This window comes from Mycobacterium interjectum, assembly GCF_900078675.2.
GTDB classification, from domain to species: Bacteria; Actinomycetota; Actinomycetes; order Mycobacteriales; family Mycobacteriaceae; genus Mycobacterium; species Mycobacterium interjectum.
The window spans coordinates 2342931-2354798 of sequence record NZ_LT546237.1 but is presented as its reverse complement, the minus strand read 5'-3'; the positions used below and the strand labels follow the sequence as shown (position 1 = coordinate 2354798).

Below are 11868 nucleotides of genomic sequence, written 5' to 3'. Positions count from 1 at the left end.
GACCCTGTAGCCGCTGGTCAAGTACCCTTGGACAGTTGTCGTCAGGCCAGACCGTGGCCGGCGGCGGGCGGGACCGCCGGGCTCCGGTTTTTTGCCGGAGGCGGATCCGCACCCCAGACCCACCACGCACAGGCCGGTGGCACGCGCGCGGCTAGCAGAAAGAGGCAGGAGCAACGATGGCGACCTACGCAATCGTCAAGACCGGCGGCAAGCAGTACAAAGTCGCCGTCGGGGACGTGGTCAAGGTCGAGAAGCTGGACTCCGAGCCGGGTTCGAACGTGGCGCTGCCGGTCGCCCTCGTCGTCGACGGCGCCAAGGTCACCAGCGACGCGGCCGCGCTGGCCAAGGTTGCGGTGACAGGCGAGGTCCTCGAGCACACCAAGGGCCCCAAGATCCGCATCCACAAGTTCAAGAACAAGACCGGCTACCACAAGCGTCAGGGACACCGTCAGCAGCTGACGGTCCTCAAGGTCACGGGCATCAAGTAGTAAAGGCGATAGACATGGCACACAAGAAGGGCGCTTCCAGCTCGCGCAACGGCCGCGACTCCGCCGCGCAGCGGCTGGGTGTGAAGCGGTTCGGCGGCCAGGTCGTCAAGGCCGGCGAAATCCTGATCCGCCAGCGCGGCACCAAATTCCACCCCGGCGCGGGCGTCGGCCGTGGCGGCGACGACACGCTGTTCGCCAAGGAGTCCGGAGCCGTCGAATTCGGGGTCAAGCGCGGACGCAAGACCGTCAGCATCGTCGCGGCCGGGCAGACCACCGAGTAGGCGTCTTTGCCGGGGCCCGATGCGCGGCCCGCATCGCGCCCGCGGTAGTTGAGAGGACCCTCGATGCCCCGGTTTGTCGATCGCGTCGTCATCCACGCTCGGGCGGGTTCCGGCGGTAACGGCTGCGCGTCGGTCCACCGCGAGAAATTCAAGCCGCTCGGCGGTCCCGATGGGGGCAACGGGGGCCGCGGCGGCAGCATCGTGTTGGTCGTCGACCCGCAGGTGCACACCCTGCTGGACTTCCATTTCCATCCGCACGTCACCGCGCCCTCGGGCAAGCAGGGGATGGGCAACAACCGCGACGGCGCCGCCGGCTCGGACCTGGAAGTCAAGGTCCCGGACGGCACCGTGGTGCTGGACGAAAACGGGCGGCTGCTCGCCGATCTGGTGGGCGCGGGCACGCGGTTCGAGGCGGCCGCCGGTGGCCGCGGCGGCCTGGGCAACGCCGCGCTGGCATCGCGGGCCCGCAAGGCCCCGGGCTTCGCGCTGCTCGGGGAACCGGGGCAGTCCCGCGACCTGACGCTGGAGCTCAAGACCGTCGCGGATGTGGGGCTGATCGGGTTTCCCTCGGCCGGCAAATCCTCGCTGGTGTCGGCGATCTCGGCGGCCAAACCGAAGGTCGCCGACTACCCGTTCACCACGCTGGTGCCCAACCTGGGCGTGGTGTCGGCGGGTGAGCACACCTTCACGATCGCCGATGTGCCGGGCCTGATTCCGGGCGCGTCGCAGGGCCGCGGCCTGGGCCTGGAATTCCTCCGGCACATCGAGCGGTGCGCCGTGCTGGTGCACGTCGTCGACTGCGCCACCGCCGAACCCGGCCGCGACCCCGTATCCGACATCGACGCGCTGGAAGCCGAGCTCGCCGCGTACACCCCGACGCTGCAAGGGGACGCGGCGCTGGGCGACCTCGCCGAGCGGCCGCGCGCGGTGGTGCTGAACAAGATCGACGTACCCGAGGCCCGCGAGCTCGCAGAATTCGTCCGCGACGAGATCGCCGAGCGCGGCTGGCCGGTGTTTCTGGTCTCGACGGTCGCGCGGGAGGGCTTGCAGCCCTTGATCTTTGGGCTGTGGCAGATGATTTCGGAGTACAAGGCCGCGCGGCCGCAGATCGTGCCGCGGCGCCCGGTGATCCGCCCGGTGCCCGTCGACGACAGCGGCTTCACCGTCGAGCCGGACGGCGAGGACGGCTTCGTGGTCACCGGCGCGCGACCCGAGCGCTGGGTGGGCCAGACCAACTTCGACAACGACGAAGCGGTGGGCTATCTGGCCGATCGCCTGGCGCGCCTCGGTGTCGAGGAGGAATTGCTGCGGCTGGGTGCGCGGCCGGGCTGCGCGGTGACCATCGGGGAGATGACCTTCGACTGGGAGCCGCAAACCCCTGCGGGACAGCACGTCGCGTTGTCGGGCCGGGGCACCGATGCGCGGCTGGAACGCACCGAACGGTCCGGGGCCGCCGAGCGCAAGGCCGCCCGGCGGCAGCGCCGTCAACACGGTGACGAAGAATGAGTGCCCATCGCGACGCCATCCGCACCGCGCGCAGCCTCGTGGTCAAGGTCGGGACGAACGCGCTGACCACCCCGTCCGGGATGTTCGACTCCGGGCGGCTGGCCGGGCTGGCCGACGCGATCGAGGCCCGGATGAAGGCGGGCACCGACGTCGTCATCGTGTCGTCGGGTGCCATCGCCGCCGGCATGGAGCCGCTCGGATTATCGCGTCGCCCAAAGGATCTGGCGACCAAGCAGGCCGCGGCCAGTGTCGGGCAGGTGGCCCTGGTGAACTCGTGGAGCGTGGCGTTCGCCCGCTACGGACGCACCGTCGGGCAGGTGCTGCTGACCGCGCACGACATCTCGGTGCGGGCCTCGCACACCAACGCCCAGCGCACCCTGGACCGGCTGCGCGCGCTGCACGCGGTGGCGATCGTCAACGAAAACGACACGGTGGCCACCAACGAGATCCGGTTCGGCGACAACGACCGGCTCTCGGCGCTGGTGGCCCACCTGGTCGGGGCCGAGGCTTTGGTGCTGCTCTCCGACATCGACGGGCTCTACGACGCGGATCCGCGAAAGACGAACGGCGCCAAGTTTATCCCCGAGGTGGCCGGCGCGGCGGATCTGGACGGCGTGGTCGCCGGGCCGGGCAGCGACCTGGGCACCGGCGGCATGGCGTCGAAGATGTCCTCGGCGCTGCTGGCCGCCGACGCCGGGGTCCCCGTGCTGCTGGCCGCCGCGGCCGACGCCGCGACGGCGCTCTCCGACGCCTCCACGGGGACGGTGTTCGCCGCGCGGGCGGATCGGATGTCGGCCCGCCGGTTCTGGGTGCGTTACGCCGCCGAGGTGGCCGGATCGCTGACCCTCGACGAGGGGGCGGTGCGCGCGGTGCTGCGGCAACGCCGCTCGCTGCTGGCCGCGGGCATCACCACGGTCTCGGGGCGGTTCTACGCCGGCGACGTGGTCGAACTGCGCGGGCCCGACGCGACCCTGGTGGCGCGCGGCGTGGTCGCCTACGACGCCACCGAGCTGGCCACCATGATGGGCCGGTCGACGTCCGACCTGCCCGGTGAGCTGCGCCGGCCCGCGGTGCACGCCGACGATCTGGTCGCGGTGCAGCCGGCTAGGTAAACGGGTTGCTGTTGTCCTGCCACGCGGCCGATTCGGGACGCGGCCCGTAGCGGCGGGCGTGGTCCTCATGCATCTTGGCCTGCTTCTTGTTTTTCAGGACGTCGACCAGGTTCGGGTTGAGGCCATGCTGCGCCAGCCGGTGGCGGCGCCAGACCTTGTTCAGCGCGAGCGAAATCAGCAGGGCCCAGATGTAGAGCGGCACCGTCATTTCCGTATGCACGTACAGTGACGCGGGCAGCAGCCAGAAGGGTGCGAGAACGAACAGCGGTGGGATGGCCCATCGGATCATGTGCCGGCGCACGGCGCCTGGGCCCGCCAGATCGTTGGCGACCCAGTCGCGCATCGAGTCGGGCAGCTGCCGCCCGTACGAGTAGGCGATGTATTGCCAGGGATTGGGTTTGGCGCTGGCCTTGGGTTTGGTCACGGTGGCTCCTAGGGGGTTCAGGTCTGCAAGGCGCCGGCCGCCAGGGCGGCCGCGTTGATCCGGGTGAGCACCTGGTGCAGGTGCCGCAGTTCGTCCATGTCGACGCCCAGTCGTGCGACCACGGCCGGCGGGATCTGCAGCGCGCGCCGGCGTAGGGCGGTCCCGTCGGCGGTGAGCTTGACGTCGGTCGAGCGCTCATCGGCGGCGTTGCGGGTGCGGGTGATGAGCCCGAGCGCCTCCAAGCGCTTGAGCATCGGTGACAGCGTGGCCGAATCCATCTGCAACGTGGCGGCGATCTCCTTGACCGACAGCGGTTTCTGTCGTCCCGCTGGTGTCTTGTGATGATCCCAGAGCGTCAGCATCACCAGATACTGGGGATGGGTCAGCCCCAGCGGCTCCAACAGCGGTCGGTAGACGGCCAAAACGGCGCGGTTGGTGATGCTCAGCGCGAAACAGACCTGTTGCTCGAGGGAAAGCGGGTCGACGTCGGGCGCGGTCGGTGCGGTCACATTTATACCGTACGCTAATAATTTGCGCCCTAACTATTGCATTGGTCACAGGGCTTTTGCCACGGGTATCTCAGGCCCGCGGCATCGCCTCGAGATACAAGGAGCCCCAGATGATCTGGGCCAACGCCTCGGCCAGCTCCGCATCGTAGGAGTCCGGAGCGGTCGGAAGATTCTGATGGCACGCCCGCTCGACCATCCAGGTCAGTGCGCTGGCCGTGGCCCTGCCGGGCAGTTCGGGGCGGATGGACCCGTCGGCCTGGCCGTCCTCGATGACGCGGGTCACTCGCCCGGTGATGGCGGTCAGCAGGTTCTGATAGGTGGCCCCGACCAGCGGGTCGTAGCCGGCCATCTCGTTGAGCGCGACGAGCACCGGCTGATGACGCCGGTAGCCGGCGACGAGGCCGGCCGTCGCGGCGCGGACGTCGGCGGGGTCGTGCCGCCAGGCCACGCTCCACCAGCGGTCCGCCCTGTCGGCGAGGTCGGCGAACACCTGGCCGGCCAGGCGGCGCAGCAGGTGGCCCTTGTCCTCGAAGTAGATGTAGAAGCTGGCCCGCGAGATGCCGGCCTCGCCCGACAGCCGGTCCACGCTGAGCTCGGTGAAGCTGGCGCCGTCACGCATCAGCCGCTCGGTGGCCTCCAGCAAGCGGCGCTCGAGTTGCTCTCGCCGCTGCTGGCGCCCGTGTTCGCGATTGGCCTGCGCCTTTCGGGTGACCGACGGCATTTGCCCAGCATAGCCGAGGGACCGACACATTGACTAGACACTATGTCTAGGCATATTGTCGGTAGCAGCATGTGACCGGGGTCATAACCGAGGAGGGCCAACGATGACGGTGGCGGCGGACGTATCTGGCGGTTCCCGTGCCTACGACGCGATCGACCTGTCGTCGCGCGCGTTTTGGTCCACGAGCGCGGCGCAGCGGGAACGGTCGTTCGCCGTGCTGCGCGCCGAGCGCCCGGTGAGCTGGCACCCCCCGGTGGAGGACGCCCTGATGTCCGATCCCGACGACCCCGGCTACTGGGCCGTCACCCGTCGCGCCGACATCGTCGCGGTCAGCCGCAACAACGAGGTGTTTCTGTCCGGCAAGGGCGTGATGTTCGAGAACATCCCGGTGGAGCTGCTCGAGGCGTCGCAGTCCTTCCTGGCGATGGACCCGCCGCGGCACACCACGCTGCGCAAGCTTGCCCACGCCGCGTTCACCCCCCGGCAGGTCCGGCGCATCGAGGACTCGATCCAGGCGAACGCCAAGACCATCGTCGAAGAGCTCCGGGCCGCCGGCAGCGGCGCCGATTTTGTTGACCTGTGCGCCAAGGAGCTGCCGATCCGCACGCTGTCGGACATGGTGGGGATTCCGCAATCCGAACGTCAACAGGTGGCACACGCGACCGACGCCATGGTGTCGTGGGCCGACCCGGCCTTCCTCGGTGGGCGCCACCCGATGGAAATCCTGTTCGAGAACCAGATGTACCTGCACCAGGTCGCCGGCGCCCTGGCCGCAGCGCGCCGCGAACGGCCCGGCGACGACCTGTTCAGCAGCCTGGTGAACGCCGAGGTGGACGGCGATCGGCTGACCGACGCGGACGTGGCGGCGTTCTTCGTGTTGCTGTCGGTGGCCGGCAACGACACCACCCGGCAGACCATCAGCCACGCGATGAAGGCGCTCACCGACTTCCCCGACCAAAGGGCGTGGTTGCTCGAGGACTTCGACAACCGGATCGGCACGGCGGTCGAGGAGTTCGTCCGTTGGGCCACGCCCGTGATGACCTTCCGTCGGACGGCCGCAACGGATTTCGAGCTGGGCGGCCAACAGATCCAGGCGGGGGAGAAGGTGGTGATGTTCTACTCGTCCGGCAACTGGGACACCGACGCGTTCGACCATCCGGAGCGTTTCGACCTGAGCCGCAGTCCCAATCCGCACGTGAGCATGGGCGGCGGCGGGGTGCACTTCTGCCTCGGCGCGCACGTGGCCCGCGCGCAGCTGCGCGCCATCTTCGGCGAGCTGCTCGCCCAGTTGCCGGACATCGAGGCGGGCGAGCCGAGCTACGTGGCGGGCAATTTCATCCACGCCATCGGCAGCATGCCCTGCACGTTCTAGCGGACGGCCAGTGGCGCCAGTTCGTCGAGGAGCAGCGCCAGCAGCTCCGAGCACCCGCCGTCGACCTTCACAGTGGCCAGGTCGTCGCCGCGGGTCGCCCCCCGGTTGATGATCGCGACCGGGATGCCCCGCGCCGCGGCGTGGCGCACGAATCGGTAGCCGGAGAACACGGTCAGCGACGAGCCGGCGACCAGCAGCGCCTCGGACCGATCGACCAGTGCGAACGCCTCGGCCACAACGTCTTTGGGAACGCTCTCGCCGAAGTAGACGATGTCCGGCTTGAGCATCCCGCCGCAGCGCGGGCAGTCGAGGTAGCGAAACGACGCGGTGTCGGAAACGGCGGCGTCGGCGTCGGGGGCCACCGCCAGGCCGCCGACCGCCGCGGCGCTCTCGATGAACCCCGGGTTGAGCGCCTCGAGTTGCTCGGCGAGCGCGCCGCGGCTCAGGGTGTGGCCGCAGCCCAGGCACACCACCCGCGCGTAGGTGCCGTGCAGGTTGACGACGCTTCGGCTGCCGGCCTTGGTGTGCAGCAGATCGACGTTCTGGGTGATCACGCCGGTCACCACCGACGCGTGCTCCAGCGCGGCCAGCGCCCGGTGCCCGGCGTTGGGCGCGGTGTCGTGCATGTGCCGCCAGCCGACGTGGTTGCGCGCCCAATACCGTTGCCGGAAGGCCGGATCCGACGTGAACTGGCGGATGGTCATGGGATTGCTCGGCGGCGAATCGGGACCGCGGTAGTCGGGAATGCCGGAGTCGGTGGAGATACCGGCACCTGTCAGCACCGCGACCCGGCGACCGGCCAGCAGCGCGACCAGTTCGGGGGAGTCCACGCCTCGAGGGTAGTCGCCCCCCGCGAGGGTGCGTGTTTGTCCGGCGGCACGCCGCGAAACCTGACATTTTGCGCACGCTCGCGCCTGGTCGGGACTAACCGAGGCAGTCGGCCGCGGTGGTGAGTTCCGCGGACATGTTCTGCTCCATCATCTTCAGGGCCGCCTTGCCCAGGTCCGCGTCGATGTGGGCGACGGCGTCGGTGGGGATCACGACGGGGAAGTGGCGCACGTAGGCGTCGAGGGCCGTGTAGAGGATGCACTGCTCGGTGACCTGTCCGGTGAGGATCAACCGTCGGGTCTCCAGGCGGCCGAGCAGATAGGCCAGCGCCGTGGCGTAGAAGGCGCTGTGCCGGACCTTGGTCAGGACGCGGCACTCCTCGGACGGCACGATCGGCTTGACCAGGTCGGGCCGCGCCCCGTTGAGCGCGGAGCCGACGATGTCGGAGAACTGGGCGGTGAAATCGCCGTAGTTGTCGTTGACGTAGACCAGGTCGACGCCGTCGGCCCGACGTGCGTGGCGGACCAGGTCGGCGATCGGGTCCATGATTTTCTCGACATTGGGTATGAGTTCTTCAGCGTCGGGATGCTGATACGTATTCATCATGTCGACCACTACGACAGCGGTATCGCTCATACCGTTGGGGATACCCGAGGGGCACGGGTTGACACTGCGCGGGCGACAATGGGAGTGCGATGGATTTTTATAACAGCTACAACCAGGGCTTTGTCCGGGTCGCCGCGTGCACGCACCACACCACGATCGGTGATCCGGCGGCCAACGCCGACTCGGTCCTGCGGTTGGCGCGGGACTGCCACGACGACGGCGTCGCCGTGGCCGTGTTCCCGGAGCTGACGCTGTCCGGGTACTCCATCGAGGACATCGTGCTCCAGGACGTGTTGCTCGACGACGTCGAAGACGCCATCGGGGACATCGTCGCGGCGTCGGCCGATCTGCTGCCGGCGTTGGTCGTCGGCGCGCCCCTGCGCCACCGGCATCGCATCTACAACGCCGCGGTGGTGATCCACCGCGGCGCGGTGCTCGGGGTGGCGCCCAAGTCGTACCTGCCCACCTACCGCGAGTTCTACGAGCGCCGCCAGCTGGCGCCAGGGGACGACGAGCGCGGCGTCATCCGCATCGGCGACGTTGAGGCCCCGTTCGGTCCCGATCTGCTGTTCGCCGCGACGGATCTGCCCGACTTCGTGTTGCACGTCGAAATCTGCGAGGACATGTTCGTGCCGATCCCGCCCAGCGCGGAGGCGGCGCTGGCGGGGGCCACGGTGCTGGCCAACCTGTCCGGCAGCCCGATCACGATCGGCCGCGCCGAGGACCGTTGCCTGCTGGCCCGCTCGGCGTCGTCGCGGTGCCCGGCCGCCTATATCTACCCCGCCGCTGGGGGGGGCCTGTCTCTTTTTCCCATCTNGACATCGTCGCGGCGTCGGCCGATCTGCTGCCGGCGTTGGTCGTCGGCGCGCCCCTGCGCCACCGGCATCGCATCTACAACGCCGCGGTGGTGATCCACCGCGGCGCGGTGCTCGGGGTGGCGCCCAAGTCGTACCTGCCCACCTACCGCGAGTTCTACGAGCGCCGCCAGCTGGCGCCAGGGGACGACGAGCGCGGCGTCATCCGCATCGGCGACGTTGAGGCCCCGTTCGGTCCCGATCTGCTGTTCGCCGCGACGGATCTGCCCGACTTCGTGTTGCACGTCGAAATCTGCGAGGACATGTTCGTGCCGATCCCGCCCAGCGCGGAGGCGGCGCTGGCGGGGGCCACGGTGCTGGCCAACCTGTCCGGCAGCCCGATCACGATCGGCCGCGCCGAGGACCGTTGCCTGCTGGCCCGCTCGGCGTCGTCGCGGTGCCTGGCCGCCTATATCTACGCCGCCGCTGGGGAGGGCGAGTCGACGACCGACCTGGCCTGGGACGGGCAGACGATGATCTGGGAGAACGGCGTCCTGCTCGCCTCGTCCGAGCGTTTCCCCAAGGGGGAACGTCGCAGCGTCGCCGACATCGACACGGATCTGCTTCGCTCGGAACGGCTGCGGATGGGGACCTTCGACGACAACCGGCGCCACCACCGGACGTCGGCGGAGTCGTTCCGGCGCATCGAGTTCCGGGTCGACCCGCCGGGCGGCGACATCGGGCTGCGCCGCGAGATCGAGCGCTTCCCGTTCGTGCCGGCCGATCCGCAACGCCTGGAACAGGATTGCTACGAGGCGTACAACATCCAGGTGGCGGGGCTCGAGCAGCGGCTGCGCGCGCTGGACTTCCCGAAGGTTGTCATCGGCATCTCGGGCGGCCTGGACTCGACACACGCGCTGATCGTCGCCGCGCGGGCGATGGACCGCGAAGAGCGGCCGCGCAGCGACATCCTGGCGTTCACGCTGCCCGGCTTCGCGACTGGCGATCGCACCAAGCGCAACGCGATCGAGCTGTGTCGCGCGCTCGGCGTCACCTTCTCCGAGATCGACATCACCGAGACCGCGAAGCTGATGCTCAAGGAGATCGACCATCCGTTCTCGCGGGGCGAGAAGGTCTACGACGTCACCTTCGAAAACGTCCAGGCCGGCCTGCGCACCGATTACCTGTTCCGGCTGGCCAACCAGCGCGGCGGGATCGTGCTGGGCACCGGCGACCTTTCCGAGCTGGGGTTGGGTTGGTCCACCTACGGTGTCGGCGACCAGATGTCGCACTACAACGTCAACGGCGGCGTCCCCAAGACGCTGATCCAGCACCTGATCCGCTGGGTGATCTCGTCGGGGCAATTCGAGTCCGACGTGACGGATGTACTGCAGTCGGTGCTCGACACCGAGATCACCCCGGAGCTTGTTCCCAGTGGCGAGGAGGAGGAGCTGCAGAGCAGCGAGGCCAAGGTCGGACCCTTTGCCCTGCAGGACTTCTCGCTATTTTACGTGCTGCGGTTCGGGTTCCGGCCGTCGAAGATCGCATTCCTGTCGTGGCACGCGTGGAGCGATCCCGAGCAGGGCAACTGGCCGCCGGGATTCCCCGAGGACAAGCGACCGTCCTACTCGCTCAAGGAGATTCGGCACTGGCTCGGAGTCTTCGTGCAGCGGTTCTACTCGTTCAGTCAGTTCAAGCGCTCGGCGTTGCCCAACGGGCCCAAGGTGGCGCACGGCGGCGCGTTGTCGCCACGCGGGGATTGGCGCGCCCCGTCGGACATGTCCGCGCGCATCTGGCTCGACGAGATCCAGCGCGAAGTCCCCGAAGACTAGCGCGAGCCCGGCGGGCCGGGCGTCCGGCTCAGGCCCGCGCGCGACGCCAGCCCTGGTATTGCAGTTCGGCGAACAGCAGCGTGCCCACCCCGGCCGCCAGGTTCACTGCGACACCGGCCGACGTCAACGGGAAGACATCCGCGAGCACGAAAACGACGGCGGCCGCCGTGTACAGCAGATTCGCGACAATGACGCCCATGCCGGCCCGTCGCACCGACGCCCTGGCGGCCAGTCCGAAAACGACCACCCCGTAGGCGATCAAGAACACGCCCATTCCGTACTCGAACGCCCTCGTGGTGCCCGACAGTCCGGCGAGCCGGCCGGCCAGCGGGATGCCGGCCAGGCCAGCCAGTCCGCTGATGGCGGCGTCGGCCCGCATGGCAAGTCGAAGCAACCCGTCCCTGGTTCCGGTGCGGTCAATCGTGGTAGCGGACATGGTTTTCCTTTCTCGATGGCAAACAGCGACTGCCACCGAGGCTGCTCGTCAACCGCTGCCAGATCGACGCCAGACGCTGCCAAACACTGCCAACCGCAGGTCAGCGCGCAAAAACGCCCACCCAACCGCGCGGTGATGCAAGTGACAGATGGGGCGATCGGGTATCGCAGGCCATCGCCCACGACGTGGGCGCGCCGCGCTAGCGGATGAGTCCGACCCCGGGGACGAATCGACCCACGCTGGCCGCGTAGGCGCGATAGGCGTCGCCGTGCGTCCGCAACAGGTACGGTTCCTCGACGCGACGGACCTGTAGCTCGATCGTGGCGACGAGCAGGATAAGGCCGGCGAGGGCAACGACGTTCGGCGTCACCAGGACGATGCCGATCCCGAACAGGAACATCGCGTCGTAGATGGGGTTGCGGATCCGGCCGAACATGCCGGTGTGCACCAGCGTGGTGGTCTCGGTGGTGTCGACCCCGATCCGCCAGGAATCGCCCATCTCGAGTTGCGCGTACACCGTCGCCGCGATGCCCGCCGTGGCCGCCACGATGCCGACGGTTTGGATACAGACCTCGTTGAGCATCCGCAGCGGGCCAACCACTTTGGCCTCTTGCAGGATTGGGGCGCTCACCGCCACCGCCAGCGCTACCACGAAGCCGACACCGGCGAGGCGTTCCACCGGGCCGCCGGTTTTGATGCCGCGGAAGCCGGTGGAGCCGGTGCGCCGATACTGCAGCCAGCTGCGCCAGCCGAATCCGAGCACGCCGAAGATCGCGAAGAGCACCAGGGCCATGTCGGCAGCGGCTGTCGCTGGCATGCGAATTCCCATGACCGCCGTCATCGCCAGCGAGGTTACATCACCGCTCTCGGTCACCGAAACCCTTCCCGCAGTGCGGCGTCGATCGCGTCGGCGCCCGGTGCGCAGTCACCGGCGCCGGGCACCAGGGTGGCCAGCGCGC

General features: G+C 68.9%; 12 protein-coding genes and 2 pseudogenes. 7 read left to right on the top strand and 7 right to left on the bottom strand.

Annotated elements, in window-relative coordinates:
* Window positions 1–176: 176 nt before the first annotated feature.
* The 4 genes from rplU (at window position 177) to proB (ending at window position 3387) form a co-directional block, all read left to right on the top strand.
* Window positions 177–488 (top strand): 50S ribosomal protein L21, encoded by a 312-nt coding sequence (gene rplU / locus BN4348_RS45680; RefSeq protein WP_066914190.1) that lies wholly within the window; start codon window positions 177–179, stop codon window positions 486–488.
* A 14-nt stretch (window positions 489–502) separates the two neighbouring features.
* Window positions 503–769, top strand: coding sequence for a 50S ribosomal protein L27 (gene rpmA, locus BN4348_RS45675; protein ID WP_066914188.1), 267 nt, complete (start codon window positions 503–505; stop codon window positions 767–769).
* A gap of 63 nt (window positions 770–832) precedes the next feature.
* On the top strand, window positions 833–2275 hold the full coding sequence (obgE, locus tag BN4348_RS45670; protein WP_066914186.1) for a GTPase ObgE: 1443 nt from the start codon (window positions 833–835) through the stop codon (window positions 2273–2275).
* Window positions 2272–3387 carry a glutamate 5-kinase gene (gene proB, locus BN4348_RS45665; RefSeq protein WP_066914184.1) on the top strand — a complete coding sequence of 372 codons (1116 nt, stop codon included), beginning with the start codon at window positions 2272–2274 and terminating at the stop codon, window positions 3385–3387. The genes obgE and proB overlap by 4 nt, the downstream gene beginning before the upstream one ends.
* On the opposite strand, the gene BN4348_RS45660 is transcribed toward proB, so the two are convergent.
* The 3 genes from BN4348_RS45660 to BN4348_RS45650 all read right to left on the bottom strand — a co-directional run bounded on the left by BN4348_RS45660 (window position 3380) and on the right by BN4348_RS45650 (window position 5041).
* Complete coding sequence (locus BN4348_RS45660; RefSeq protein ID WP_066914182.1) at window positions 3380–3811, bottom strand: DUF5313 domain-containing protein; 432 nt, start codon at window positions 3809–3811, stop codon at window positions 3380–3382. The genes proB and BN4348_RS45660 overlap by 8 nt on opposite strands.
* 17 nt (window positions 3812–3828) lie before the next feature.
* Window positions 3829–4320, bottom strand: coding sequence for a MarR family winged helix-turn-helix transcriptional regulator (locus BN4348_RS45655; protein ID WP_066914180.1), 492 nt, complete (start codon window positions 4318–4320; stop codon window positions 3829–3831).
* Between the two features lie 70 nt (window positions 4321–4390).
* Window positions 4391–5041 (bottom strand): TetR/AcrR family transcriptional regulator, encoded by a 651-nt coding sequence (locus BN4348_RS45650; RefSeq protein ID WP_066914178.1) that lies wholly within the window; start codon window positions 5039–5041, stop codon window positions 4391–4393.
* A gap of 103 nt (window positions 5042–5144) precedes the next feature.
* On the opposite strand from BN4348_RS45650, the gene BN4348_RS45645 reads away from it, so the two are divergent.
* Window positions 5145–6413 (top strand): cytochrome P450, encoded by a 1269-nt coding sequence (locus tag BN4348_RS45645; protein WP_066914176.1) that lies wholly within the window; start codon window positions 5145–5147, stop codon window positions 6411–6413.
* Here the strand turns inward: BN4348_RS45645 and BN4348_RS45640 are convergent.
* Both BN4348_RS45640 and BN4348_RS45635 read right to left on the bottom strand, forming a co-directional pair.
* Window positions 6410–7243 carry an NAD-dependent protein deacetylase gene (locus BN4348_RS45640; RefSeq protein ID WP_066914173.1) on the bottom strand — a complete coding sequence of 278 codons (834 nt, stop codon included), beginning with the start codon at window positions 7241–7243 and terminating at the stop codon, window positions 6410–6412. The two genes, BN4348_RS45645 and BN4348_RS45640, sit on opposite strands and share 4 nt — an antisense overlap.
* Window positions 7244–7337: 94 nt before the next feature.
* Window positions 7338–7877, bottom strand: coding sequence for a cysteine hydrolase family protein (locus tag BN4348_RS45635; protein WP_066914172.1), 540 nt, complete (start codon window positions 7875–7877; stop codon window positions 7338–7340).
* Between the two features lie 59 nt (window positions 7878–7936).
* On the opposite strand from BN4348_RS45635, the pseudogene BN4348_RS45630 reads away from it, so the two are divergent.
* A pseudogene (locus BN4348_RS45630) lies at window positions 7937–8650 on the top strand (nitrilase-related carbon-nitrogen hydrolase); the annotation flags it as partial.
* Window positions 8651–8664: 14 nt separating this feature from the next.
* Window positions 8665–10473 (top strand): annotated as a pseudogene (locus BN4348_RS45625) (NAD(+) synthase); the annotation flags it as partial.
* A 28-nt stretch (window positions 10474–10501) separates the two neighbouring features.
* Here the strand turns inward: BN4348_RS45625 and BN4348_RS45620 are convergent.
* Both BN4348_RS45620 and BN4348_RS45615 read right to left on the bottom strand, forming a co-directional pair.
* The gene (locus tag BN4348_RS45620) at window positions 10502–10909 is read right to left on the bottom strand and encodes a hypothetical protein (RefSeq protein WP_066914171.1); all 408 of its coding nucleotides are present in this window, start codon (window positions 10907–10909) and stop codon (window positions 10502–10504) included.
* A gap of 199 nt (window positions 10910–11108) precedes the next feature.
* Window positions 11109–11726 (bottom strand): methyltransferase family protein, encoded by a 618-nt coding sequence (locus BN4348_RS45615; protein ID WP_066914192.1) that lies wholly within the window; start codon window positions 11724–11726, stop codon window positions 11109–11111.
* Window positions 11727–11868 lie beyond the last annotated feature (142 nt).

What these genes read in the sequence shown, in the direction of transcription:
- rplU (WP_066914190.1), top strand. Translation starts at nt 177, where the DNA reads ATGGCGACCTACGCAATCGTCAAGACCGGCGGCAAGCAGTACAAAGTC.
- rpmA (WP_066914188.1), top strand. Translation starts at nt 503, where the DNA reads ATGGCACACAAGAAGGGCGCTTCCAGCTCGCGCAACGGCCGCGACTCC.
- obgE (WP_066914186.1), top strand. Translation starts at nt 833, where the DNA reads ATGCCCCGGTTTGTCGATCGCGTCGTCATCCACGCTCGGGCGGGTTCC.
- proB (WP_066914184.1), top strand. Translation starts at nt 2,272, where the DNA reads ATGAGTGCCCATCGCGACGCCATCCGCACCGCGCGCAGCCTCGTGGTC.
- BN4348_RS45650 (WP_066914178.1), bottom strand. Translation starts at nt 5,041, where the DNA reads ATGCCGTCGGTCACCCGAAAGGCGCAGGCCAATCGCGAACACGGGCGC.
- BN4348_RS45645 (WP_066914176.1), top strand. Translation starts at nt 5,145, where the DNA reads ATGACGGTGGCGGCGGACGTATCTGGCGGTTCCCGTGCCTACGACGCG.
- BN4348_RS45635 (WP_066914172.1), bottom strand. Translation starts at nt 7,877, where the DNA reads ATGAGCGATACCGCTGTCGTAGTGGTCGACATGATGAATACGTATCAG.
- BN4348_RS45620 (WP_066914171.1), bottom strand. Translation starts at nt 10,909, where the DNA reads ATGTCCGCTACCACGATTGACCGCACCGGAACCAGGGACGGGTTGCTT.
- BN4348_RS45615 (WP_066914192.1), bottom strand. Translation starts at nt 11,726, where the DNA reads ATGCCAGCGACAGCCGCTGCCGACATGGCCCTGGTGCTCTTCGCGATC.